Annotated in this window: 25 protein-coding genes; 16 read left to right on the top strand and 9 right to left on the bottom strand. The window is 57.4% G+C overall.

Translation table 11 applies throughout. The features are described 5' to 3' along the window. The first annotated feature begins 17 nt into the window (after nucleotides 1-17). The 4 genes from lpdA (at nucleotide 18) to LKE65_RS10400 (ending at nucleotide 3384) form a co-directional block, all read left to right on the top strand. Nucleotides 18-1430 (top strand): dihydrolipoyl dehydrogenase, encoded by a 1413-nt coding sequence (lpdA, locus tag LKE65_RS10385; protein ID WP_165924901.1) that lies wholly within the window; start codon nucleotides 18-20, stop codon nucleotides 1428-1430. Nucleotides 1431-1570: 140 nt separating this feature from the next. Continuing rightward, nucleotides 1571-2545, top strand: coding sequence for a lipoyl synthase (gene lipA, locus LKE65_RS10390; RefSeq protein ID WP_095349144.1), 975 nt, complete (start codon nucleotides 1571-1573; stop codon nucleotides 2543-2545). Beyond that, nucleotides 2545-3036: a type II toxin-antitoxin system RatA family toxin gene (locus tag LKE65_RS10395; RefSeq protein ID WP_278741292.1), complete on the top strand. Its 492-nt coding sequence runs from the start codon at nucleotides 2545-2547 to the stop codon at nucleotides 3034-3036. Before lipA ends, LKE65_RS10395 begins: the two co-directional genes overlap by 1 nt. A gap of 51 nt (nucleotides 3037-3087) precedes the next feature. After that, nucleotides 3088-3384, top strand: a complete 297-nt coding sequence (locus LKE65_RS10400) for a hypothetical protein (RefSeq protein ID WP_278741293.1) — start codon at nucleotides 3088-3090, stop codon at nucleotides 3382-3384. Between the two features lie 4 nt (nucleotides 3385-3388). Here LKE65_RS10400 and LKE65_RS10405 read toward each other — a convergent pair whose 3' ends face one another. The 4 genes from LKE65_RS10405 to LKE65_RS10420 all read right to left on the bottom strand — a co-directional run bounded on the left by LKE65_RS10405 (nucleotide 3389) and on the right by LKE65_RS10420 (nucleotide 7064). Then, entirely contained in the window at nucleotides 3389-3904 is a 516-nt protein-coding gene (locus LKE65_RS10405) for a CinA family protein (RefSeq protein WP_278741294.1), read from the bottom strand. Between the two features lie 12 nt (nucleotides 3905-3916). Then, nucleotides 3917-4399: a phosphatidylglycerophosphatase A family protein gene (locus LKE65_RS10410; protein ID WP_278741295.1), complete on the bottom strand. Its 483-nt coding sequence runs from the start codon at nucleotides 4397-4399 to the stop codon at nucleotides 3917-3919. After that, nucleotides 4396-6372: a lytic transglycosylase domain-containing protein gene (locus tag LKE65_RS10415; protein ID WP_278741296.1), complete on the bottom strand. Its 1977-nt coding sequence runs from the start codon at nucleotides 6370-6372 to the stop codon at nucleotides 4396-4398. The genes LKE65_RS10410 and LKE65_RS10415 overlap by 4 nt, the downstream gene beginning before the upstream one ends. Nucleotides 6373-6455: 83 nt before the next feature. After that, nucleotides 6456-7064: a YjbE family putative metal transport protein gene (locus LKE65_RS10420; protein ID WP_253527523.1), complete on the bottom strand. Its 609-nt coding sequence runs from the start codon at nucleotides 7062-7064 to the stop codon at nucleotides 6456-6458. A 162-nt stretch (nucleotides 7065-7226) separates the two neighbouring features. Between LKE65_RS10420 and purB the strand changes: the two genes are divergently transcribed. The 9 genes from purB (at nucleotide 7227) to LKE65_RS10465 (ending at nucleotide 14046) form a co-directional block, all read left to right on the top strand. Beyond that, the gene (gene purB, locus LKE65_RS10425; protein ID WP_086645967.1) at nucleotides 7227-8576 is read left to right on the top strand and encodes an adenylosuccinate lyase; all 1350 of its coding nucleotides are present in this window, start codon (nucleotides 7227-7229) and stop codon (nucleotides 8574-8576) included. A gap of 152 nt (nucleotides 8577-8728) precedes the next feature. Further along, on the top strand, nucleotides 8729-9496 hold the full coding sequence (gene purC / locus LKE65_RS10430; RefSeq protein ID WP_086645966.1) for a phosphoribosylaminoimidazolesuccinocarboxamide synthase: 768 nt from the start codon (nucleotides 8729-8731) through the stop codon (nucleotides 9494-9496). Nucleotides 9497-9524: 28 nt separating this feature from the next. Continuing rightward, a complete protein-coding gene (purS, locus tag LKE65_RS10435) occupies nucleotides 9525-9767 on the top strand; it encodes a phosphoribosylformylglycinamidine synthase subunit PurS (RefSeq protein WP_086645965.1) in 243 nt (80 codons plus the stop codon). Continuing rightward, on the top strand, nucleotides 9764-10135 hold the full coding sequence (locus tag LKE65_RS10440) for a Rap1a/Tai family immunity protein (protein ID WP_278741297.1): 372 nt from the start codon (nucleotides 9764-9766) through the stop codon (nucleotides 10133-10135). Before purS ends, LKE65_RS10440 begins: the two co-directional genes overlap by 4 nt. Continuing rightward, nucleotides 10132-10833, top strand: a complete 702-nt coding sequence (purQ, locus tag LKE65_RS10445) for a phosphoribosylformylglycinamidine synthase subunit PurQ (RefSeq protein WP_086645963.1) — start codon at nucleotides 10132-10134, stop codon at nucleotides 10831-10833. The genes LKE65_RS10440 and purQ overlap by 4 nt, the downstream gene beginning before the upstream one ends. Beyond that, nucleotides 10830-13034 carry a phosphoribosylformylglycinamidine synthase subunit PurL gene (gene purL / locus LKE65_RS10450; protein ID WP_278741298.1) on the top strand — a complete coding sequence of 735 codons (2205 nt, stop codon included), beginning with the start codon at nucleotides 10830-10832 and terminating at the stop codon, nucleotides 13032-13034. The genes purQ and purL overlap by 4 nt, the downstream gene beginning before the upstream one ends. A 15-nt stretch (nucleotides 13035-13049) precedes the next feature. Continuing rightward, the gene (locus tag LKE65_RS10455; protein WP_025825210.1) at nucleotides 13050-13280 is read left to right on the top strand and encodes a BolA/IbaG family iron-sulfur metabolism protein; all 231 of its coding nucleotides are present in this window, start codon (nucleotides 13050-13052) and stop codon (nucleotides 13278-13280) included. Nucleotides 13281-13319: 39 nt separating this feature from the next. After that, nucleotides 13320-13658, top strand: coding sequence for a Grx4 family monothiol glutaredoxin (gene grxD / locus LKE65_RS10460; RefSeq protein WP_086645961.1), 339 nt, complete (start codon nucleotides 13320-13322; stop codon nucleotides 13656-13658). Nucleotides 13659-13728: 70 nt separating this feature from the next. Further along, complete coding sequence (locus LKE65_RS10465; RefSeq protein ID WP_086645960.1) at nucleotides 13729-14046, top strand: hypothetical protein; 318 nt, start codon at nucleotides 13729-13731, stop codon at nucleotides 14044-14046. Nucleotides 14047-14102: 56 nt separating this feature from the next. On the opposite strand, the gene LKE65_RS10470 is transcribed toward LKE65_RS10465, so the two are convergent. Then, nucleotides 14103-14483 carry a YraN family protein gene (locus LKE65_RS10470; protein WP_306460208.1) on the bottom strand — a complete coding sequence of 127 codons (381 nt, stop codon included), beginning with the start codon at nucleotides 14481-14483 and terminating at the stop codon, nucleotides 14103-14105. A 70-nt stretch (nucleotides 14484-14553) separates the two neighbouring features. On the opposite strand from LKE65_RS10470, the gene cls reads away from it, so the two are divergent. Next, nucleotides 14554-15981 carry a cardiolipin synthase gene (cls, locus tag LKE65_RS10475; protein ID WP_408744065.1) on the top strand — a complete coding sequence of 476 codons (1428 nt, stop codon included), beginning with the start codon at nucleotides 14554-14556 and terminating at the stop codon, nucleotides 15979-15981. On the opposite strand, the gene LKE65_RS10480 is transcribed toward cls, so the two are convergent. Together LKE65_RS10480 and LKE65_RS10485 are read right to left on the bottom strand one after the other, a co-directional pair. Next, the gene (locus LKE65_RS10480) at nucleotides 15972-16679 is read right to left on the bottom strand and encodes an endonuclease/exonuclease/phosphatase family protein (RefSeq protein WP_095348845.1); all 708 of its coding nucleotides are present in this window, start codon (nucleotides 16677-16679) and stop codon (nucleotides 15972-15974) included. The genes cls and LKE65_RS10480 overlap by 10 nt on opposite strands. Further along, on the bottom strand, nucleotides 16676-17764 hold the full coding sequence (locus LKE65_RS10485; protein ID WP_095348846.1) for an AI-2E family transporter: 1089 nt from the start codon (nucleotides 17762-17764) through the stop codon (nucleotides 16676-16678). The genes LKE65_RS10480 and LKE65_RS10485 overlap by 4 nt, the downstream gene beginning before the upstream one ends. A gap of 216 nt (nucleotides 17765-17980) precedes the next feature. Here LKE65_RS10485 and LKE65_RS10490 point away from each other — a divergent pair, with 216 nt between their 5' ends. Together LKE65_RS10490 and metC are read left to right on the top strand one after the other, a co-directional pair. Continuing rightward, complete coding sequence (locus LKE65_RS10490; RefSeq protein WP_278741300.1) at nucleotides 17981-18829, top strand: sulfurtransferase; 849 nt, start codon at nucleotides 17981-17983, stop codon at nucleotides 18827-18829. Beyond that, nucleotides 18826-20037 carry a cystathionine beta-lyase gene (gene metC / locus LKE65_RS10495; protein WP_278741302.1) on the top strand — a complete coding sequence of 404 codons (1212 nt, stop codon included), beginning with the start codon at nucleotides 18826-18828 and terminating at the stop codon, nucleotides 20035-20037. Before LKE65_RS10490 ends, metC begins: the two co-directional genes overlap by 4 nt. A gap of 3 nt (nucleotides 20038-20040) precedes the next feature. Here the strand turns inward: metC and LKE65_RS10500 are convergent, their stop codons facing one another. Both LKE65_RS10500 and serA read right to left on the bottom strand, forming a co-directional pair. Further along, nucleotides 20041-21534: a YifB family Mg chelatase-like AAA ATPase gene (locus LKE65_RS10500; protein ID WP_278741303.1), complete on the bottom strand. Its 1494-nt coding sequence runs from the start codon at nucleotides 21532-21534 to the stop codon at nucleotides 20041-20043. 22 nt (nucleotides 21535-21556) lie between these two features. After that, a complete protein-coding gene (gene serA, locus LKE65_RS10505; RefSeq protein ID WP_086645954.1) occupies nucleotides 21557-22816 on the bottom strand; it encodes a phosphoglycerate dehydrogenase in 1260 nt (419 codons plus the stop codon). Nucleotides 22817-22851 lie beyond the last annotated feature (35 nt).

Here is a 22851-nt window from a genome sequence, read left to right on the forward strand (position 1 = left end):
GGGAGAAATTTGGCATCATGAGCCAGACAGATTTTGATGTGATCGTCATTGGTGGCGGGCCGGGTGGGTATGTTGCCGCCCTGCGCGCTGCCCAGCTTAAACTCTCCGTTGCGGTGGTTGAAGCCCAGCATCTTGGTGGCATCTGCCTTAACTGGGGGTGCATCCCCACCAAGGCGCTGCTTCGGGCATCGGAAATCAATCATCTGCTGCACGACCTGCCGGCCTATGGGTTTAAGGCCGATGGCGTAAGCTTTGATTTTAAAAAAATTGTTGCCCGCTCCCGGGCTGTCTCCAAGCAGTTGTCCGCAGGGGTTGCGCATCTGCTTAAAAAGGCCAAGGTTCCGGTTTTTGACGGCCACGGCAAGCTGGATGGCACATTGGCCAACGGTCGCCGCAAAGTGCTCGTCAGCAAGGATGGGGCAGCCCCCACCACGCTCACCGCCCAGCACGTTATTCTGGCAACTGGTGCACGCGCACGAGTGCTGCCGGGGCTGGAGCCGGATGGTCAATTCATCTGGTCCTACAAGGAAGCCCTTGTGCCAGAAACCATGCCCAAAAGCCTTGTAGTTATTGGCTCTGGCGCTATCGGCACCGAGTTTGCATCCTTCTACCGCAACATGGGTGCGGACGTAACGCTGGTGGAAGTTGCCGAGCGCATTCTGCCCGTAGAAGATGTTGAAATAAGCCAGCTTGCACGCAAAGCCTTTGAAAAACAGGGCATTCGGGTGCTGACCAGCGCCAAGATCGGCACGTTGCAGAAAACGGCAACCGGGGTCAGCATTCCCGTTACCGTCAATGGTAAGGCCGATACATTGGTTGCCGAGCGGGTTATTTCTGCCGTTGGTATTGTTGGCAATGTGGAAAAAATCGGGCTGGAAGGGACCAAAATCCAGGTCGATCGGACGCATGTGGTCACAGATGCGCTTTGCCGCACGGGCGAGCCCGGCGTGTACGCTATTGGCGATCTGGCCGGTGCGCCATGGCTTGCCCACAAGGCCAGCCATGAAGCCGTGATGTGTGTAGAAGCCATTGCGGGTAGAAAAGTCCACCCAATCGACCCGACCAAAATACCCGGCTGCACCTACTGCCGCCCGCAAATTGCCTCCGTTGGTTACACGGAAGCAAAGGCGCTGGAGGCTGGTTACAAGGTACGTGTTGGCCGCTTCCCGCTTATTGCCAATGGTAAAGCCCTTGCCATGGGTGAACCGGACGGGCTGATCAAAACGGTTTTTGATGCCCAGACTGGCGAGCTGCTTGGCGCGCACATGATTGGCGCGGAAGTGACTGAAATGATTCAGGGTTATGTTATTGCCCGCACAGGGGAGCTGACGGAAGCGGAACTGGCTGAAACCATTTTCCCGCATCCCACCATTTCTGAATCCATGCATGAGGCCGTTCTTGCGGCCTATGATGGCGCTTTGCACTTTTAGTCTTTTGTTTTCAAAAGGGTAGGGCATCAATCTCGCGGGTTTGATGCCCCATTCCCGGTTATCGCCTCTCCAACACCTTGACGTGCATGCAGGGGCATTCCAGTTCTATCTGCACTCTTTGGGTATAAATGGGCGAAGTCATGTCTACTCGTGTCGAGATTGATCATCGAAAAGGTGGGACAAGCCGGATACGGCACCCCGAAAAAGCCCATCGGCCGGACAACCCCATTGCCCGCAAGCCGGAGTGGATACGGGTTAGAGCACCCAACCACCCGACTTACCACGAAACACGAACCCTCATGCGTGACAACAAGCTGGTCACTGTGTGTGAGGAGGCCGCATGCCCCAACATAGGGGAGTGCTGGTCACAGCGCCACGCCACCATGATGATCATGGGGGAAATCTGCACCCGTGCGTGTGCATTCTGCAATGTCAGCACCGGCTTGCCTCATGCTCTGGATGAAGGCGAGCCTGAACGTGTGGCAGAAGCCGTAGCCAAGCTGGGCCTGCGCCATGTGGTGATCACTTCTGTCGACCGGGATGACTTGGCCGATGGGGGAGCGCAGCATTTTGCGCGTGTCATTGCAGCCATACGCGCGACATCCCCCGACACGACCATTGAAATCCTGACACCGGATTTTTTGCGTAAAGACAAGGCTCTGGAAGTGGTTGTTAAAGCCCGCCCGGACGTGTTCAACCATAATCTGGAAACCGTGCCACGCCTTTACCCCACCATCCGGCCCGGCGCGCGGTATTACCAGTCCATGCGTCTGCTGGACCGGGTCAAGCAGCTTGACCCTTCCATTTTCACCAAATCCGGGCTGATGCTGGGTTTGGGTGAAGAAAAAATGGAACTCGCTCAGGTCATGGATGACCTGCGCATTGCTGATGTGGATTTTATCACAATGGGGCAGTATTTGCAGCCCACGGTCAAGCACGCTGCCGTTGCGCGCTTTGTAACACCGGAAGAATTCGAGGAATACGGCACCATGGCGCGCGTAAAAGGGTTTTTGCAGGTCAGTTCCAGCCCCCTTACGCGCTCTTCCTACCATGCCGACACAGATTTTGCGCAGCTGCGCGAAGCACGCAACAAGCGCCTGAAGGAGGCTCTGTAATGCCTAAACACGCAGAGACGCGTGTTCTGCCCTATCGCCCCGACCAGATTTTTGATCTGGTTGCGGACGTTGTACACTACCCCGCCTTTTTACCCTGGTGTGTTGCCGCACGCCTGCGCAGCCGCACCGAAACAGAACTTGTTGCCGACCTGACCATAGGCTTTGGTCCGTTCAGGGAGAGTTTTACCTCCCGTGTGACACTGGACCGTCCGTCCATCATTACCGTGCGTTACGAGCGCGGGCCGTTCCGCTACCTGCGTAATGTGTGGAAGTTCACGCCCCATGCCAACGGCTGTCAGGTCGATTTTTTTGTCGATTTCGAGTTTAACTCCCGCATTCTGCAAGCGGCTATTGGTGTGGTCTTTACCGAGGCAACCCGTCTTATGGTTTCCGCTTTTATCAAGCGTGCCAAAGAGGTTTACGGCCCTCCCGTACTACAGGCTGGCACCGCCACTCCAGCCGCTCTTTCGGGCCAGAAAACGGCAACCTGAACCATACCTCCATCACGCAGAACCCAGAGTTTGAACACGGGGGACAACCGCATGCCCATACTGTTTTATCTGCTTCTGCTTGGTGGAACACTGGCACCAGTTGCACAGACTATGGCAGACACACTGCCAAAACAAACAGAGCGCACAGCCCCTACGGATCAGCCTCATGGCGGGAACGTAACAGCGGATGCGTTAAACGCTCAAAGTCTGGCGCATATACAGCGCACCCAGCCTGCCCAACCGGCCGCCACTCCTGCATTGCCAGATGGTACCATAGCCAAAGGCACAGGGGTTATGGCACCAGATTTACAGGAAGCCCCTGTTTATAACCCGGCAGACAGACGATAACCCGTTACAAATGAAGCAAGCGGGCAGAAACAAGCCTTAAGGCATGCAACACGGCCTGCTCGCGCACCTGTACCCGATCCCCGGAGAATATCTGCTGGTCTGCGCGTGTTGGGCCTCCACGCAGCGCCGTGGCATACCAGACCAGCCCCACAGGCTTGTCCACACTCCCGCCTCCTGGCCCCGCAATGCCGGAAATAGACACAGCCACACCGGCACTGGAGCAGGCGTTCAACGCGCCCTCAGCCATCTGCTCTACCGTTTGTGCACTCACCGCGCCATGGGCAGCTAATGTGCTGGCCTGTACGCCCAGCACTGCCTGCTTCATGCCGTTGGAGTAGGTGACAAAGCCACCTTCGGTTACATCTGATGACCCGGCAAAATGCGTTAATGCCCCCGCGACCAACCCGCCTGTGCAGCTTTCAGCCGTAACAACCCGCAGTTCTGCTGCGCGCAACAGAGCCAGAACACGTTCGGCTTCGGCCAGAACCGCAGGGCCATATCCTTCTGTCTGTTCGCGCATGTTCAACCCTTTTTAGTTCCGTGCCGCCCATACTTTGCGTAGTGCGTGCACACAGCCTGCACTGGCAGCCCCGGCCAGCACATCATCCCCCATAACGCCAATGGCATCATGCCGCCTGTCCAGCGTGCCTATGGGGCCGGGCTTGGTAATATCAAACACGCGGAACAGCCCAAACGCCACAATGGGCCATAACAACCGGTGCGTGGCTTTGGTTGCTTCCTCGCTCTGATCACTATCGGGTAAACAGGCCAGCAGGGCGATCCACATACCCGCCACTTCATCAATCACAATCCAGCTGTGGTCTTCCCCTTTGCCCGCCCGTGCTGTGGCCCACCACCCCACAACGGTTGCCGCCACAGCAGCACAGACCAGCGTGCGGGGCCGCTTTAGCAAAGGTAGTCCAACCAGCAAGGCAGCAAAGGAGCCAACGGTACCGGGGGCACGGGGAGACAGGCCACAGCCTCCAAATGTTGCGATCAAACGGGCAGGGGTCATTCCGGTGTTCCCAATGCTTTGTAAACAATCATGTTTTCCCATACACGCTGCACGTAATTACGTGTTTCGGCATAGGGAATGTTTTCCACCCAGTCGATCATCTGCTCCATTTGCCCCCCATTATGGGCGGGATCGCCTGCCGTGGTCAGCCATTTGGCCAACCGGGTAGGCCCTCCATTATAGGCGGCAGCCATATAAGGCACTATAGGGCCAAACCGATCCTGCAAATGGAGCAGGTAGGCCGTACCCAGTTGCATGTTATTTTGTGCATCCCGCAGCCCCACAGCCGTAGCGGCAGATGGTGCTACCCCGGCAGCCCGCACCATATCCGCCGCAGTGGAAGGCTTGATCTGCATAAGGCCGATTGCATTGGATGGGCTTACGGCATCGGAGTTAAAGCTGCTCTCCTGCCGCATGAGGCCCATAACAAAATCTTGGGGCAAACTGCTCTGTGGCGGCGTGTAGGGCAGGGGCCAGCCGGAACGCAGCATAAATACACCATCCCGCCCGGCATGGCGTGCTACGGTAACGGCAATATCGGGCACCCCCAGACGCAACGCCAGAGATGAAAGCGCCTGACGTTGCGGCGTTTGTGTGACCTGTTTTTCAAACAGATTCAAAAAATCGCGCGTATGGTCTTTATCCCCCATAGCTGCCAGCCGAAGAGCCGCCAGTAGCAGGTCATTGCCTGTTGGCAGTGTCTCTTCAGAAGACGGGGGCAGTCCGTTATCCGCGCTCCTGAGGTTTTGCACGATCAGTGCAGGCACCTGTTCCGGTTCCAGCAGGGCATTGGCCTGACCTGCCAGCGTTGCTGCTGCCATTTGACCGTAATAGGTGCCGGGGTAAGCGCTAGCACGCGTCCAGTCTGCCTGAGCCGAGGCCATATTGCCTACAGAAGCCCGGGCACGGCCAAGCCAGTAAAACCCACGGCTACGTGTAATGAGCGACGAAGATTCTGTAAGCTGACGAAAAAAGTCCTCTGCGGTTGCGGCATCATGCTGCATACGCAGAGCAATCCACCCGCTCAGGAACACAGCGTCCAGACGGCTTTCACCCTGGGCGATTGTGTCATTTGCCACGGCAAAGGCATCCCCAGCTCGATTCTGCTGGATCAGCTCACGGGCCAGCCCATCCCGCTCGCGCCAGAACAGCTTGGAGCGGGTTGTCCGCTCGGCCTCAACGGCTCCTGCTTTCCATAGAGCAACGGCTTCGTCATAGCGCTGCTGCTTGCGCAGCCAGCGGGCCAGATCCAGCACAAGCCACGGGTCGGCACGCGCGGAAGAGGGCAGGGCATCAAACTGGGATTGTGCCGTTGGGTCATTGTTTCTTAATGCCAGCCGGGCCTGCGCCAACGGCTGCCTGCTGGCGGAAAGATAAGGCTGGGTTTGCTGGGCAGCATTGACCAGACCAGACCGTTCCTCCCGGTCAAAACGTAACCATGAACTCTGGGGGGTAAGGCTTGCCCCAAACGTGCTGGCCAGCGTAGTTGCTGCTACAGGTGTGTCGTTCCCATTGGTCCATGCGGTTACGGCCTCGGCCGCAAGCTGCTGCTGGAGGGGTTTATCATCTGGTAGTTGCGTAGCGCACTGCACCAATGCCGGAGCATAAGTCAGTTTTTGGGTGTGGCACAAACGGGCCAACACCTGTGTATCTGTCTCGTTTGCCAGAGCCTGTTGCAGGCGCAGGACCAGCACCGACCAGCGTGGCCACACACTGCCAGATTGTAAAAAATCGGCATAATCCTGAGCACTTGCATGTGCAGGCCCGACAAGACGGAGCCATGTATCCAGCCGATCGTTCAGGTTACCTACCGGCAAGGCATTGCGGGTGGGCGCACCATCACTTGCTCCGGCACTTTCCTCCGAAGCGGATACCTGCTGGGCAGATGGACCGGAGCAGGCGGTCAGGGAAAACCCGACCAGAGATACTGCGGCAACAAGCTGCCGCCGCCATGAAGGGTAAGAACGGGTCATACCCGAAATTCAACGGGTTTTTTACAATTTAGCAAGTTCTTTTGTCAGGCAGGGGCGGCCTGCCTGACACACTTGCGTCAGGCTCAGGACAGGTGGCCCCAAACCTCTCCGCCGCCACTAACAATCAGTTCTACGGCAACGCCCAGCACAACCAGCAGCCCCACCCACGAAATCCACTTATAACGCTCAAGCAGCCGCGCAATCAGGGAAGCCGCAAGCCCCATAAGCACAACAGACAGGGCCAGCCCCATGACCAGAATACCGGGGTGCTCACGTGCAGCCCCGGCCACGGCCAGCACGTTATCCAGACTCATGGACAAATCAGCGATCAAGATTTTGATAATGGCCGAACGCAGGCTGCCCGGTGCGCTACCCGCTGCCCCATCAGCAGTATTGGCGTGCTGCATTTCGCGGTACATGCGCCAGCAGACCCATAGCAGGAGCAGGCCGCCGGCCAGTGTCAGGCCAACAATGCTCAACAGCTTGACCGCTACAAGTGCCAGCAGCACCCTGATGACCGCAGCCAGCCCCACACCGGCCCAAATGGCCTTGCGCCGCTGTGCCCCGCCAAGGGAGCGTACGGCCATACCAATGACAACTGCGTTGTCCCCGGCCAGAGTCACATCAATCAGCACAACCTGCAAGAGGGCGGCAACTGCCGGAAAACTGGCAGAATCAAATAGGTTGGCCACAATAACTCCGATTCCAGAACACGCATTGAATGACGCGAATTTCTGGCACACGGCAGAAAATGTCAAAGTTTTCCGCATTGCGGGCAGACGACATGCGCGAAATCCGCTAGAGAGGCGCCACCTGTCTGACGTTTAAACTGTTCTGGTTAAGGAATTCGCGTTATGGTGCCGCGCTATACCCGCCCCGTCATGGCCGCAATCTGGTCCCCTGAAAACCGCTATCGAATCTGGTTCGAGATCGAAGCTCTGGCCTGTGAGGCCATGGCAGAATACGGGACGGTCCCCAAGGAAGCCGCCAAAGTGGTCCGCGAAAAAGGCAACGCCGCCATGGCTGCTTTTTGCGATGCAGACCTCGCCCGGATTGACGAGATCGAAGCCGAAACACGGCATGACGTTATTGCGTTCCTGACATGGCTGGCAGAAAAGGTTGGCCCCGAAAGCCGGTTTGTCCATCTGGGCATGACCTCCTCGGACGTGCTGGACACCTGCCTTGCCGTGCAGCTTGTGCAGGCCACCGACCTGCTGCTCAAGGATCTGGACGAAACTCTGGCCGCCCTTAAAGCACGTGCGTTTGAACACAAACACACCCTGACCATTGGCCGCAGCCACGGCATTCATGCCGAGCCCACATCTTTCGGTCTCAAGATTGCTGGTCATTACGCCGAGTTCGCCCGGAACAGAACCCGCCTTGAAACCGCACGGGCCGAAATTGCCACCTGTGCCATTTCCGGCGCTGTAGGCACATACGCCCATCTTGACCCGCGTGTGGAAGCCTACGTGGCCGAACGCCTTGGCCTGCAGGCCGAAGCGGTTTCCACCCAGGTTATCCCGCGTGACCGCCATGCGGCATTCTTCTGCGCTCTTGGCGTTATTGCCAGCGGCATTGAGCGGCTTGCAACGGAAGTCCGCCACCTGCAACGCTCCGAAGTGCGCGAAGCGGAGGAATTCTTCCATCCGGGGCAGAAGGGCTCTTCCGCCATGCCGCACAAGCGCAACCCCGTGCTGACCGAAAACCTGACCGGCCTTGCCCGTCTGGTGCGCGCAGCGGTTATTCCGGCACTGGAAAACGTGGCTCTGTGGCACGAGCGTGACATCAGCCACTCCTCGGTCGAGCGCAACATCTGCCCCGATGCCACCATCGGGCTGGACTTTGCCCTGGCCCGCCTGTCCGGCATGATCTCCAAGCTTGTGGTGTATCCCGACCGTATGGCCGCGAATATCGAAAGCCTTGGCGGCGTGGTCCATTCGGGCGAAGTTCTGCTGGCACTGGCAAAAGCCGGCCTGTCGCGCGAAGATGCCTACCGTATTGTCCAGCGCAACGCGATGGCAACATGGACCAAGCTGGGTACGCCCGAAGGCAAAACGTTCCGCGAAAATCTGGCTGATGATGCCGAAATTTCGGGCCGCATTCCCGCCGATGTGCTGGATGCCGCCATGGACAGCCGCCAGCACCTGAAAGCACTGGACTTCCAGTTTGAAAAAATCTTCGGTGAAACTGGCCCCAAACAGTAACCGTCAGCCCGGTTTGCACAGGCTGTATCCTCCACGCGGGAAGCCTGCTATGAACACGGGAGCAATAAAGGGGTGAACCACCAGTCTGGTTCCCCCGTTTTTTGGGGTGGTCACCCAACCACCCGCACACATTTCGACAGGTAAGGATCATTATGGCCCGTCGCCGCCAGCTTTATGAAGGTAAAGCCAAAATCCTCTTTGAAGGTCCGGAACCGGGGACCCTTGTGCAATACTTCAAGGACGATGCCACGGCTGGCAATGGTGCCAAAAGCGGTGTGATTACCGGCAAAGGTGTGCTCAACAACCGCATTAGCGAACACCTGATGCTGCGTTTGCAGGAAATCGGCATCCCCACCCACTTTATCCGCCGCATTAACATGCGTGAGCAGCTGGTAAAGGAAGTGGAGATTATCCCGCTTGAGGTGGTCATCCGCAATGTTGCCGCTGGCAGCATTTCCAAGCGCTTCAACATCCCCGAAGGCCAGCGCCTGCCGCGCCCGATTGTTGAGTTCTATTACAAGAACGACGAACTCGGTGACCCGCTGGTATCGGAAGATCACATTATTGCATTTGGCTGGGCCTGCCCGCACGACCTGGAAGATATTACGGGCATGTCCATGCGCGTGAACGACTTCCTCTGCGGCCTGTTCAGCGGCATTGGCATCCAGCTCGTGGACTTTAAACTCGAGTTCGGCCGGTGCTGGGAAGGTGAGGACATGCGTATTGTTCTTGCTGACGAAATTTCGCCTGATAACTGCCGCCTGTGGGACCTTCACACAAACGAAAAGCTCGACAAGGATCGCTTCCGCCGCGATCTGGGCAACGTGAAGGAAGCTTATCAGGAAGTTGCACGCCGCATGGGCATCCTGCCGGAAAACGGCGCCGGGGGTGACATGAAAGGCCCAGAAACAGTTCAGTAACCCCTACGGGTACTTTGGGAGTTTGAGAATGAAAGTACGTGTAACCGTCATGCTTAAGGACGGCGTTCTGGACCCGCAGGGAAAGGCCATTGGTCACGCACTGCACACACTGGGCTTTGAAGGCGTGCAGGATGTGCGCGTTGGCAAGGTCATAGAGCTGGAACTGCATGGTGTAAAAGCAGAAGAAGCGCACGAAAAAGCGGGCGAAATGGCCCGCAACCTGCTCGCCAACCTGGTTATCGAGGACTACTCGGTAGAGGTTGTGGCATGAAGCGCCTCGCCCTGATCGCCCTTGCCGGTGTGCTGGCGGTCCCCACTCTGGCACATGCCCAGCGGCTGGCCCCCATGAAGGCGGGCGCACTTGGCAAGATGTGCTCCAGTTCGGCCTCACGCACCGCGTGCGATGCCTATCTGAGCGGCCTGACCGATGGCGTGACCCTTGCCCAGATCAACGCGCACAATACGGGTGATGCCTCCGCCCCCACGGGCTTTTGTGTGCCGGCAAGCGAAGACATTGCCGCCATCCGCACCAAGGTGCTCACCTGGCTGAAAGCGCATTCCGTCTCTCTGGGCAAACCAGTGGGCGAGAGCGTTTTTACCGCCCTGCATGACTCTTATCCGTGTGACGTGAAAAAATGAAAGCAGCGATTGTCGTATTTCCCGGCACGAACCGGGAACGAGATATGGCCATTGCCCTGCGGCGCGTAACCGGGCAGGCCCCTCGCATGATCTGGCACCATGAGACAGATCTGAGCGGTGTGGATCTGGTCGTGCTGCCCGGTGGCTTCAGCTATGGTGACTACCTGCGTTGTGGCGCAATGGCCGCACATTCCCCCATCATGGGGGCCGTGCGCGACTTTGCCGCCAAAGGCGGGCATATTCTGGGCGTGTGCAACGGCTTCCAGATCCTGACCGAGAGCAACCTGCTCCCCGGCGCACTCCTGCGGAATGCGGACCTGCGGTTCCTCTCGCAGGACTGCCATCTGCGCGTGGAGGTTGAAGGCACTCCCTTTACCCGGCGCTGGAAAAAGGGCGACATCTTCCGCACGCCGCTGGCACATGGGGATGGCAACTACACAGCCGATGCCCAGACCCTTGCCGTGCTTGAAGGCGAAGGCCGCGTTGCATTCCGCTACGCTGATGCCAAGGGCCGTGTGTGCGCGGATGACAGAACAAGCAACCCCAACGGCAGCGTGAACAGCATTGCCGGTGTTCTGAGCGAAAACAAACGTATTTGCGGCATGATGCCCCACCCCGAGGATCTGGTTGATCCGCTGATGGGGGGCGAGGATGGTCTGCCGCTGTTTGAAGGTCTGGTGGAGGCTCTGGTCCGGTGAATAAGCCTGTAACCGTTGATGAATCCCTGGCGCGTGAATTCGGCCTGACGGGCGAAGAATACGGCCGTGTTCTGTCTATCATGGGCCGTACGCCCAGCCTGACAGAACTGGGGGTTTTTTCCGTCATGTGGTCGGAGCACTGCTCCTACAAATCCTCCCGCAAATGGCTGCGTGGCCTGCCCACCAAGGCCCCTTGGGTTATCCATGGGCCGGGTGAAAACGCAGGCGTTGTGGATATCGGGCAGGGTTATGCCGCCATCTTCAAGATGGAAAGCCATAACCACCCTTCCTTTATCGAACCCTATCAGGGTGCAGCTACAGGCGTTGGCGGCATTCTGCGTGACGTGTTCACCATGGGTGCGCGCCCCATTGCCAACCTCAACGCCCTGCGTTTTGGCAGCCCTGAAAACCCCATTACCCGCCGGATTGTGGATGGCGTAGTGCGTGGGATTGGCGGCTATGGCAACTGCGTGGGTGTGCCGACAGTCGGGGGGGAAATCAACTTCCACCCGGCATATGACGGCAACCCGCTTGTTAACGCCATGACCGTGGGCATTGCCCGACAGGACCGTATTTTCCTGTCCGCAGCAGCCGGTGTTGGCAACCCTGTTGTCTATGTTGGTTCACGCACAGGGCGGGACGGTATCCATGGTGCCACCATGTCCTCCGCCGAGTTTGATGAAGACGCGCTTTCCAAGCGCCCGACCGTGCAGGTTGGCGACCCCTTCATTGAAAAACTGCTGATCGAAGCCTGTCTGGAACTGATGGCAACAGATGCCATTGTTGCCATTCAGGATATGGGTGCAGCAGGCCTGACCTCTTCCGCCGTGGAAATGGCTGGCAAAGGTGGCGTGGGTATCGAGCTTGACCTCGATGCCGTGCCCCAGCGCGAACCCAACATGACCGCATATGAGATGATGCTTTCTGAAAGTCAGGAACGCATGCTCATGGTCCTGCGCCCTGACCGGACAGAACTGGCACGCCAGATTTTTGAAAAGTGGGAGCTGGACTTTGCCATTATCGGTCACCTGACCGAAACCGGCCATATTGTGATCAAGCACAAAGGCCAGCTTGAGGCTGACATTCCGCTTGAACCTCTGGCGGATGAAGCGCCGGTTTATGACCGTCCTTCCATCGCCCCGGAAAAACCCGCAGAGCTAGGCAGTGTTCACGCACCGCTCTCGCTTGATGCCATGCTGCTCCAGCTTGTAGCCTCGCCCGATCTGGCGTCGCGCGCATGGGTCTGGAACCAGTATGACAGCACCGTTGGGGGCCAGACCGTCCGCCGCCCCGGCGCTGCGGATGCCGCCATTGTTAAGGTGGAAGATACGCAGCTCGGTCTTGCACTGACAACGGATTGCACGCCGCGCTACTGTCAGGCGGACCCGCGCACAGGTGGCGCACAGGCCGTGGCTGAAGCATGGCGCAATATTACGGCAACCGGCGCACGCCCTCTGGCGGTGACGGATAACCTGAACTTCGGCAACCCTGAAAAGCCGGAGATCATGGGCCAGTTCATTGCGGCCCTCAAGGGTATGGGAGAGGCCTGCAAGGTTCTCGACTTCCCCATCGTGAGCGGTAACGTCTCCCTGTATAACGAAACCCGTATGCCCGACGGCACAACTCAGGCCATTCTGCCAACTCCCGCTATTGGTGGGCTTGGTGTGTTTGATGATGTGTCCTCTGCCGTGGGTCTTGGTATGCAGCCTGACAGTGACCTGGTGCTGATTGGCGCGACCAAGGGTGAACTTGGCCAGTCCATCTGGCTGCGCGAGATTCTGGGGCGTGAAGAAGGCGCACCACCAACGGTTGATCTGGCAGCAGAAAAGCGGAACGGGGATTTTGTCCGGGCCGAAATTCAGGCAGGCCAGATTAGCGCATGCCACGATATTGCCGATGGCGGTATTCTGGTTGCCGCGGCCGAAATGGTCATGGCATCCGGCACAGGTTGCGAACTGGAAAGCCCGGATTCCGGCATCCGCCCGGAAGCCTTCTGGTTTGGTGAGGATCAGGCCCGTTACCTTGTGTGCGTTGCCGATGCCCAGTCTTTTTGTACCAAAGCCGCACAGGCCGGGGTGCCTGCACGCCTGATGGGTCGCTCCGGTGGAAATGATTTGATTCTTCCCAGCGGCGTCACCATATCTGCAGCACGCCTTAAATCAGCGCATGAAACCTTTTTTCCTGCGCTGATGGACCAATAGGGAAGGGACAGCACCATGGCCATGTCCGCCACAGAACTTGAAGCTTATATTCTGAAGGCGTTCCCCGATGCCCAGATCAAGATTGATGATCTGGCAGGAGATGGGGATCACTATTCCTGTTCAATTGTAAGCGAAGCTTTTCGTGATGTTCCGCGCGTCAGGCAGCATCAGCTCGTTTACAATGCGCTGGAAGGACACATGGGGGGCAAGCTGCATGCGCTGGCCCTCCGTACATCTGCTCCCTGACCAGAACCCGGCTTCCATACGACCAAGGACAACAGACAGATGACTGATTCCATCAAACAGACCATCCAGCAGGATATTGATTCCAACCCTGTCATGCTTTTCATGAAGGGGGATGCCGATTTCCCACAGTGTGGCTTTTCTGCCCGTGTAGTGCAGATTCTGCAGCAGATTGGTGTGCCGTTCAAAGCCGCCAATGTTCTGGCAGATTCCGCACTGCGTCAGGGCATTAAGGACTATTCCAACTGGCCCACCATTCCCCAGCTTTACGTCAAAGGTGAGTTTGTTGGTGGGTGCGACATTGTGACCGAAATGTACCAGACCGGTGAACTGCAAAAACTGCTGCAGGAAAAAAACATCGCCTGCAACGCATCCGCCTGAATTATAGGTTGTCAGCCTGCAATTGCTTTGTATAGTTTCAGGCAGACATAAGATCAGGGGGCTAAGGTTAATGACGCGAGTTCCGTTTGTACGCGGGCTTTTTGCTCTGGCCGGTATCGGTCTGAGTGTAATGGCCACCAGTTCTTCAGTGCATGCGGAACGCGTTCTTTCCGACCTGGAAGCCAGCAAGTTAACCTTTGCCTCCCTGACTGCTCCCCCTCCTGTTGTGCATGTTCGCCATGTTGTGCGCCATGCAGCCACAACAAACCATGCCTCGCACAAGGTCATTCTGGCCTCTGCTCCGCATGGTAAAATGGTGCATCTGGTTAGCTACCACCCTAGCGCGCATACCGTGGTACACAGCAACAAGCACCACCACCGTACCTGATTACCGTCTGGCTTTATGCGGGTTCTGCCCTTTGGGCAGAGTAACCTGCTCCTGACTTACATCTGACGGATAATATCTTCCAGCCACTCCATCTGGCCTTGTGCGTCCAGCATAAACAGGTCAAAGCGCAGGTTTTCATACTGCCAATAGGGGTGGCTCTGTAGCAGGCACTCCGCAGCCCTGTACAACCGCCGGGACTGTGTTACGGAAAGACATTCCGCAGCTCCCCGCAATGTCTGCCGTTGTTTAACTTCAACAAAACAGATGGTTGCACCATTTTGGGCAACAATATCTATCTCGCCCCTGCGTGTTTTTGCTCTTTGGAGCAGAATGCTCCAGCCTGCTGCCCGCAGCCTTTGACAGACAGCCTCTTCCGCCGCCAGACCTCTCTTATAAGATTCATACCCTCTGGCCCGCTTTGCGGCAGAGGCAGGCACCTGTTGTGCAGAACACTTATTCGCTATGTTGTGGACGTCAGCCGCTTGTTGTGAAAGCCTTCTCTCCACCATGTTTTTTGATCTCCAGTTTTCCACAACAGCCTTTATAGTTGCGTGTATGCGCCTGAGCCTTGTTACGGGCGTAAGTTTGCATATTCTGCTTACAAAACGGAATACAGCATCCGCCATCGGGTGGATTGGCGTATGTGTTCTCATGCCGTTTCTGGGGACAGCTCTCTACCTCATGTTCGGGATCAACCGTGTCACCCGCCTTGCCAAAAAGCTGGTGGGGGACCGAACGGCACACAGACCGGATGGTGCGGACCTTTCCTCATGGAACAGGGAACTTGATGGCCAGTTTGCACCTCTGGCACTGATGGTGGGCAAACTGACAACCCGCCCCGTTGTGGGCAATAACAGTATTACCTGCCTGCATGATGGCGATGGTGCATACCCGCATATGCTGGACGCCATAGAAAAAGCGACCAGAAGCATTCTGCTATGTTCGTATATTTTCCGGCATGATGCCAGTGGCCAGTTATTTGCAGACAGGCTGATTGCCGCACATAAAAGGGGCGTCAATGTCCGTGTACTGGTGGACGGTATTGGCAGCGGATATTTTTTATCCCCCATCTACCGTTACCTGAAAAGGGAAGGGGTGCCCTGTGCACGCTTCATGCATTCGCTCCTTCCATGGCGGATGCCGTTCCTTAATTTGCGGAACCACCGGAAAATTCTGGTTGTGGATGGCAGCGTGGGGTTTATGGGGGGGCTCAACATTGCCGATAACAATCTGGTCGCGCGCAAACCCCGGCACCCTGTGTCCGATACGCATTTCCGGATTGAAGGGCCTGTTGTGCACCAATTGGCACAGGTTGCAGCATGGGACTGGTATTTTACAACCGGGGAACAGCTGAACCGGGATCTCTTTTTACAGGAACATGCCAGTAAAGGGAGTTCTCTGGCCCGGATTGTCACAGCAGGCCCGGACACGGATCTGGAAAAAATTGAATACACCATGCTGCAGGCCATTACGCTTTCTCGCAAAAGCATACGGCTGATGACCCCCTATTTTTTACCGGGAGCGCGCTTTTTATCCGAACTGGGGCTGGCAGCCTTACGCGGCGTGCAGGTGGATATTATTATCCCGCTCCGCAGCAACCACCGTCCGCTGGACTGGGCCTGTGCGGCCAATATCTCCCCTCTGCTGGATACGGGGGCACGGGTCTGGCACGCCAACCCGCCCTTTAATCATTCCAAACTCATGGTGGTGGATAAGGCGTGGTCTTTTGTCGGCAGTTCAAACCTTGATATTCGCAGCCTGCGCCTGAACTTTGAGATCAATATGGAGACATATGACGTCACCATGGCGGAAATCATGGATGACTTCATATGCCACCACCGTAACCACCGGCTAACGCATTATGATCTGGACAACCGGAACTTCCCCACCCGCATAAGGGATTCCTTTGCCAGACTGTTCATGCCTTACCTGTAAGCACTTGCCAGTGTGCGCCGGCCAATTTCTGGCTGGAGAGTGACCGCTATTGGCCGATGATCAGAGGCAAAAACAGGAAGGACCTGTGCATCAGAACACACCATGCCTTCTACCAGGCAGCGGTCCAGACGAATGGGGAGCAGGTCAACCATCCGGTGCGTTGGAGCTTTAGGCCCTACATCGGCAAACCCCGGCACAAGGGTTGGCCCCACCAGATTAAAATCCCCCAGAATAGCGCAGGGCGCAGAAAGCAGGGAGGCAATCCGCCGTAGCTGCCTGCGGTTAAGCATCTGCCCATGCGAAAGATGGACATTAGCCAAGGAAAACTGGGGATAATCTATTATCTGGGCATGCCGTTTGACAATTGGCCCGGATGGAATGGTGCATGCCCGTGGCGGCCGCGCAAAAGGCAGGCGGCTCCAGCACGCTACACCGTGAATACGCCCCGGCAGGGGGGAGCGGGCATAGTGGCCACCAATCACATCTGGCAGCACGTCTATTTCCACCGTGGCTTCCTGCATGAGCAGGATGTCCGGCTGTTCCGCCTCAATCAGGGCGGCCACATCATGCACGGTCGCTCCTGTACGGCGGAGCAGGTTCCAGCTGATAATACGGACCCCGGGCGTATCATTGGCAGCCACATGCCTGCGCCGCCCTTTGGATGCAAGCTCAACAAACCGGGCCAGACGGCGCTTCATGGTACCATGTTCCTTGTATCATCCAATGGTGGCCGCGCCTGTTCGCCCTGCGCAAATTCCATGGTGAGCGTAAAACCAATAGCAAGCAGGACCGGCCCCAGAAAAATACCTACGCCCCCAAAAGCCAGCAACCCACCAATAACCCCCAGCACGGTCAGCAGATAAGGCAGCTTGGACCCGCGTGCGATAAACAGCGGACGGATCAGATGGTCCGCGCCGGAAATAAATGCAACACCATACACAATAAGCAAAATACCCTTGAGCTGGTGATGCGTTGCAAACAGCCACACGGCAGCCGGTATCCATACCAGTGGCGCACCAACCGGGAATACGGCCAGAAAGGCTGCAATGCCGCCCAGAATAACCGGCTCGGCCACTCCAAAAAACCACAGCCCGAAGCCGGTTAGAATACCCTGAATAATGGCGGTGCCCAGAATACCATACACGGTACCGCGCACCGTACTGGCAATGATGGACAGATGCCGCCCGGCCTGTGGCCCGGCAATCCGCAGGATAACAGCCTGCAACGTATCCCACAGGATGGAGCCACTGATCCAGAAAAAGAAGGAAATGAACAAAGCCGTTACAAGGTGCAACGCCCCGCTGGCCATCTGCATGAGCACACTGAGAACAGACTGGATAATGCCCCCCGCATACGGCCGCAGTTCGGCCGCAGCAAGCCCGAGGTTACGGCTCCATAATGCCCAGCGGTGATGAATATCCGGCCCAAAAACAGGCAAATTATCCAGCCAGCGCGGCAGGGGCGGTAACTGGTTGACCTGCCCGAACAGGGTAGTCAACTGTGCGGCCCAGCGCGGGCCAGACGCCACACAGGCCGATGCTAAAAGTGCAAGCGGAAACACCACGCATACAGCGCACAGGACAGTCATGATCAGGCTGGCCGCATTGGCCCCCATGCTCCGCCGCAAATACTGGAAAAGAGGCCAGGTGGTATAGGTCAGCACCCCCGCCCAAAGCAGGGCAGAGGAAAAAGGAACCAGCACGGCTATGCAGCCATATGCAATTCCTGCCAGCAGTAAAAACCGGAGAATACGTTCAGCCGTCAATGTGTGACCATATGTCATGCGCGCAACAAACCACCGAACGCCTTAATTTTGTGTTCCGCTTACAAGAACATGGCGTATCCGCTTTATGGTATGGCGCATTCCGCACCGAGTTTCCAGTCGGTTCGGATAAAGGCTTTGTGCAGCTCCCTTCACATATCATAACCCATTTGCCAGTTCCGAAGGACTATGTGATCGTTGTTGCCCTGCTAAAAAAACTCCATGAGGCTTTTGGTCATGTCTCCTCTCATTCCCGGCAGTCTGCTCCCCGCACTTGCCAAGGACACCACAATCCGTTTTCTGGATGCCTCAACGCCTTTGCCGGGAGAGACATTTGACCCGCAGGCTGAGTTCAGAGCCGGCCATATTCCGGGCAGCCAGTATTTTGACATCTCTGTTTTTTCAGATCCACAGAGCACTCTGCCGCATACCGTGCCGTCTGCTGCACGCTTTGCCCATCTGTTCGGGCAGATGGGCATTACACCGCAAACCCATGTTGTTTTTTACGATCAGGGCAATGTGGCTTCTGCCTGCCGGGCTTGGTGGATGGCACGGTTGTTCGGGCATGAAAAAACCCAGATCATCCATGGCGGCCTCAACGCATGGCAGCAGCAGAACCTGCCCGTGGAGCAAGGGGAGGGCGCATCGCACGCTCCACAGGTCTATTACCCCAGAACAGAATATTCCCGTCTGGCCGGTCTTGGGGACATGCTGGAACATGTCCGGCTACAAAACCGCCCCATACTGGATGCCCGGAGTGCTGCGCGGTTTTATGGCACAGCGCCAGAGCCGCGTGCCGGCGTAAAATCCGGGCACATGCCCGGCGCGCGCAACATTCCCTACAAAACCGTGCTGGACGAAGCTGACTTGTTCCTTCCTGCCACGCAGTTGCAAGCCCTGTTTGTGCAAGCAGGAGTTTCTGCCACCACGCACCCCATTACTACGTGCGGCTCCGGCATGACCGCCGCAGTTCTGAACGTTGCGCTGGAACTGGCCGGTTTTCCCTCCAACGCGCTTTATGACGGCTCCTGGGCCGAATGGGGCAGCACACCCGATATGCCGATCACAAACGGACAAAATCCATGACAGACCGCAACAGTGTTGATGCCGGATGGCACAAACTTGGCACATCCCTGACCCATACAGGCAGGGCTACCCCACCCGAGGCAGGTACATACGTCAACCCGCCGCTGGAACGGGGGTCCACCGTGCTCTTTCCCTCACTCAAGAGCATGAACCGCAAGGGGCAGGAACGTTATGACCACACCAGCATTTACGGTGCCATGGGTTCTCCCACCCAGCATGAGCTGGAAAAACTGATTGCACGTATAGAAGGTGGCACAGACTGCCAGATTGTCAGCTCTGGTCTGGCAGCGTGCACCACACCTTTGCTGGCTTTTTTAAAAGCCGGTGATCACTGCCTGCTGGCAGATAGCGTTTATGGCCCAACCCGCCGCTTTGCTGAAAATATGCTCAGGCGCTTTGGTGTGGATATTTCCTACTTTCCTCCCTGTGCCAGCCGCGCCGAGGTGGAAGAGTACATTCAGCCCAACACCCGCATTATTTTTACCGAAAGCCCGGGCAGCCACACGTTTGAAGTGCAGGACATTCCCATGCTGGCCGAAGTTGCCCACCAGCATGGTGCGCGTCTTTTTCTGGACAACACATGGGGGTTTGGCATTTTTGCCCCGTTTGAACATGGCGTGGATGTTTCCATTCAGGCGCTGACCAAATACCCCTCCGGCCACTCCGATGTTATTGCCGGGGCTATCACCGTGGCGGATCAGGCAAGCTGGCATATCCTGCGCGATGCTTCCATCCAGCTTGGTCAGGTTGCCGGGCCGGATGAATGCTGGCTTACCCTGCGCGGCCTGCGCACAATGGGGGTGCGTCTGGCGCAGCAGGCCCGCAGCGCCCTACAGGTTGCCACATGGCTTAAACAGCGTCCCGAAGTGGCACAGGTCCTGCACCCCGCACTGCCAGACTGCCCGGGCCATAACTTGTGGAAGCGTGACTTTACAGGAGCAGGTTGCCTGTTTGGCGTGGTCCTGAACGCCCCCTACACATGCCAGAACATGGAACGCATGATTAACGCCATGCGTCTGTTTGGTATTGGTGCGTCCTGGGGGGGATATGAAAGTCTGGTACTCCCGACCACGGGGGGCATAACCCGGAGTTTTGGCGCAGAACAGCCAGAATCCCCCGCTTTCAGGCTACAGATCGGTCTGGAGAATGCGCAGGACCTGATTGATGATCTGGATCAGGCTTTTAACGCGCTGCACCACACAGCGTAAGCCTTACGAAGCGGCGCGGGCGCGGAATGTAGCAGCCTCGGCAATATGCTGTGGCTCTACATCTGCCGCAGCAGCCAGGTCGGCAATGGTTCTGGCAACCCGTAGCAGACGGGTGTAGCCACGCGCAGAAAAACGGAACCGCTCCGCCACAGCCTGCGCCAGTTCCTGTGCGTCCTTGGTAAGCGAGAGACTATTCAGCGCTGCCTCGGCATTTTTTTGTACACCCTGCCGCTCCGTCTGGCGCATTCTGGCTTGCGCCACGCGCTGGGCAACAGTTGCTGTGCTCTCCCCATCCGCCTGCGTCATATAACCAAGAGGTTCATACGGCTGCATGGCGACATGCAGATCAATACGGTCCATGAGCGGGCCGGACAGCCGCCCCAGATAATCCGCCCCACAACGGGGCGCTTTGCTACATTCGCGCGGTGCATCGCCCAGATACCCGCACCGGCAGGGGTTCATGGCGGCAATCAGCTGGAAGCGGGCAGGGTAGGTGACATGCACGGCGGCACGCGCGATGCTGACCTGCCCTGTTTCCAGCGGCTGACGCAAAGCCTCAAGTGCTGCGCGCGAAAATTCGGGCAATTCATCCAAAAACAGCACACCATGATGCGCCAGACTAATTTCGCCCGGTCTGGCACGGGCACCACCCCCCACCAGAGCTGGCAGGCTGGCAGAATGGTGTGGATCTCTAACAGGTGGCCTGCGGATGGGCCTGCCATCCGGCAATAACCCGGCCGCGCTGTAAATGCGTGAAACAGCGAGACTTTCCGATGGCAGCAGATCAGGCAATAACCCACGCAACCGGGCCGCCAGCATGGATTTGCCAGCACCGGGCGGGCCGGAGAGCAGAAGGGAATGCCCACCAGCAGCCGCAATTTCCAACGCCCGACGCCCGATTTCCATCCCCTTGATGTCCGCAAGGTCAGGTTCAATGCCAGCAGAGGGAGGCTCAGGACTGGAAAAAACCGGAGCGCTGAGGATTTGCAGACCCGTAAAATGATTGATCAGCGCCAGCAGGTCCGGGGCTGCGAGAATGGCAATATCACCACCGCACAGGGCCTCTTCCCCCTGCGGGGCTGGGCATACAAGCCCCAGCCCCATGGAGGCCGCCTCCAGAGAAGCCGAAAGCACGCCCGAAACAGGGTTAAGCCGCCCATCAAGCGAGAGTTCGCCAAGGGCTGCATAACGGCCTACTTCCTCCGCAGGAATCACACCCATGGCAGCCAGCAGGGCCAGCGCAATAGGCAGGTCAAAATGCGACCCTTCCTTGGGGAGATCCGCAGGAACAAGATTAACAAGAATACGCTTTGCGGGAAGCGCTAACCCTATGGCCGTCAAGGCGGCCCGAACGCGCTCGCGCGCTTCACCCACCGCTTTGTCGGGCAGACCCACAATCAGAAATGCGGGTAAACCGGAGGATACCTGCACCTCAACCCATACGGGTCTGGCCTCGATACCCGAAAAAGCAAAACTGCGGATGCGGGAATAGATCATTCCCGCGCTCCGCAGCCCATGCTTAGCGACCCTTGTAAATCAGGCGGGCACGAACCGTGCCATCAAGTTCACGCAGGGCTTTGAGCAGACGATCGTCCAGATCGGTATCCCCACCTGTATCGGCTTCGATCACCACATAACCGATCTCTCCATCGGTCTGGAGGAACTGAGCCGTTACGTTACAGGTTTCGCGCAGGAAGATTTCATTCAGCTTCATCATAACACCGGGGATGTTATGGTGTGCATGCATGAAGCGCGTGCCACGCGGGCTTTGCGGCAGCTGAACACCGGGGAAGTTGACCGCACCAAAGGTGGAGCCAACGTCCGAATATTCCACCAGCTTACGCGCCACTTCCACGCCAATGCGTTCCTGAGCTTCCGCCGTGGAACCGCCGATATGGGGGGTGAGAATAACGTTATCCAACCCCATGATCGGGGTGGACAGCAGATCACCCGGGCCTTTGGGCTCTTTGGGGTAAACGTCAATGGCGGCACCCAGCAGATGCCCGCTTTCCAGCGCCTTGGACAGCGCATCCAGATCAACAACATTGCCGCGGGCATTGTTGATGAGGAAGGAGCCCTTCTTCATCTTGCTGATCTGCTCTGCGCCCATCAGGTTTGCCGTGGTTGGCAGCTGGGGCACGTGCAGGCTGACCACGTCACTCTGGGCCAGAAGGTCATCCAGCGTGTCCACCGGCAGGGCGTTACCGTGGCCGAGTTTGTCCACCACATCGTAATAGACAACCCGCATACCAAAGGCTTCCGCCAGAACGGAAAGCTGCGAGCCAATGGAGCCGTAACCCACAATACCAAGGGTTTTGCCACGCACTTCCCAGCTATTGGCAGCAGATTTGGTCCACTCACCTTTATGGCATTCAACCGAGCGGGGGAAAATCCGACGCATCAGCATCACAATTTCCCCCATGACCAGTTCGGCCACGGAGCGTGTGTTGCTGTACGGTGCGTTGAAAACCGGAATCCCGTTCAGGCGCGCGGTTTCAAGATCAACCTGGTTGGTGCCAATGCAAAAGCAGCCAATGGCCATCAGGCGATCAGCACCTTCAAGCACTTCCTTGGTCAGCTGCGTACGCGAGCGGATGCCAACAATATGCACACCTTCCAGCGCTTTTTTGAGCGCATCGCCCTCAAGCGCGCCTTTGTGGCGTACGACATTCTCGTAACCACAGGCCTTGAGGAGGGCGACGGCACTATCGTGGATACCCTCCAGCAGAAGAATACGGATCTTGTCCTTGGAGAGGGACAGGTGCGTGCTCGTGCTCATATTGGACTGACCATCGCTGTTGTACCGAAGCGCAG

Source organism: Acetobacter fabarum (genome assembly GCF_022483405.1).
In the GTDB taxonomy this organism is placed as follows: Bacteria; Pseudomonadota; Alphaproteobacteria; order Acetobacterales; family Acetobacteraceae; genus Acetobacter; species Acetobacter fabarum.

Excerpts from the sequence above, each read along its gene's own strand:
- lpdA (WP_165924901.1), top strand. The coding sequence starts at position 18 with ATGAGCCAGACAGATTTTGATGTGATCGTCATTGGTGGCGGGCCGGGT.
- lipA (WP_095349144.1), top strand. The coding sequence starts at position 1,571 with ATGTCTACTCGTGTCGAGATTGATCATCGAAAAGGTGGGACAAGCCGG.
- LKE65_RS10395 (WP_278741292.1), top strand. The coding sequence starts at position 2,545 with ATGCCTAAACACGCAGAGACGCGTGTTCTGCCCTATCGCCCCGACCAG.
- LKE65_RS10400 (WP_278741293.1), top strand. The coding sequence starts at position 3,088 with ATGCCCATACTGTTTTATCTGCTTCTGCTTGGTGGAACACTGGCACCA.
- LKE65_RS10405 (WP_278741294.1), bottom strand. The coding sequence starts at position 3,904 with ATGCGCGAACAGACAGAAGGATATGGCCCTGCGGTTCTGGCCGAAGCC.
- LKE65_RS10410 (WP_278741295.1), bottom strand. The coding sequence starts at position 4,399 with ATGACCCCTGCCCGTTTGATCGCAACATTTGGAGGCTGTGGCCTGTCT.
- LKE65_RS10415 (WP_278741296.1), bottom strand. The coding sequence starts at position 6,372 with ATGACCCGTTCTTACCCTTCATGGCGGCGGCAGCTTGTTGCCGCAGTA.
- purB (WP_086645967.1), top strand. The coding sequence starts at position 7,227 with ATGGTGCCGCGCTATACCCGCCCCGTCATGGCCGCAATCTGGTCCCCT.
- purC (WP_086645966.1), top strand. The coding sequence starts at position 8,729 with ATGGCCCGTCGCCGCCAGCTTTATGAAGGTAAAGCCAAAATCCTCTTT.
- purS (WP_086645965.1), top strand. The coding sequence starts at position 9,525 with ATGAAAGTACGTGTAACCGTCATGCTTAAGGACGGCGTTCTGGACCCG.
- LKE65_RS10440 (WP_278741297.1), top strand. The coding sequence starts at position 9,764 with ATGAAGCGCCTCGCCCTGATCGCCCTTGCCGGTGTGCTGGCGGTCCCC.
- purQ (WP_086645963.1), top strand. The coding sequence starts at position 10,132 with ATGAAAGCAGCGATTGTCGTATTTCCCGGCACGAACCGGGAACGAGAT.
- LKE65_RS10455 (WP_025825210.1), top strand. The coding sequence starts at position 13,050 with ATGGCCATGTCCGCCACAGAACTTGAAGCTTATATTCTGAAGGCGTTC.
- grxD (WP_086645961.1), top strand. The coding sequence starts at position 13,320 with ATGACTGATTCCATCAAACAGACCATCCAGCAGGATATTGATTCCAAC.
- LKE65_RS10465 (WP_086645960.1), top strand. The coding sequence starts at position 13,729 with ATGACGCGAGTTCCGTTTGTACGCGGGCTTTTTGCTCTGGCCGGTATC.
- cls (WP_408744065.1), top strand. The coding sequence starts at position 14,554 with ATGTTTTTTGATCTCCAGTTTTCCACAACAGCCTTTATAGTTGCGTGT.
- LKE65_RS10480 (WP_095348845.1), bottom strand. The coding sequence starts at position 16,679 with ATGAAGCGCCGTCTGGCCCGGTTTGTTGAGCTTGCATCCAAAGGGCGG.
- LKE65_RS10485 (WP_095348846.1), bottom strand. The coding sequence starts at position 17,764 with ATGACATATGGTCACACATTGACGGCTGAACGTATTCTCCGGTTTTTA.
- LKE65_RS10490 (WP_278741300.1), top strand. The coding sequence starts at position 17,981 with ATGTCTCCTCTCATTCCCGGCAGTCTGCTCCCCGCACTTGCCAAGGAC.
- metC (WP_278741302.1), top strand. The coding sequence starts at position 18,826 with ATGACAGACCGCAACAGTGTTGATGCCGGATGGCACAAACTTGGCACA.
- LKE65_RS10500 (WP_278741303.1), bottom strand. The coding sequence starts at position 21,534 with ATGATCTATTCCCGCATCCGCAGTTTTGCTTTTTCGGGTATCGAGGCC.
- serA (WP_086645954.1), bottom strand. The coding sequence starts at position 22,816 with ATGAGCACGAGCACGCACCTGTCCCTCTCCAAGGACAAGATCCGTATT.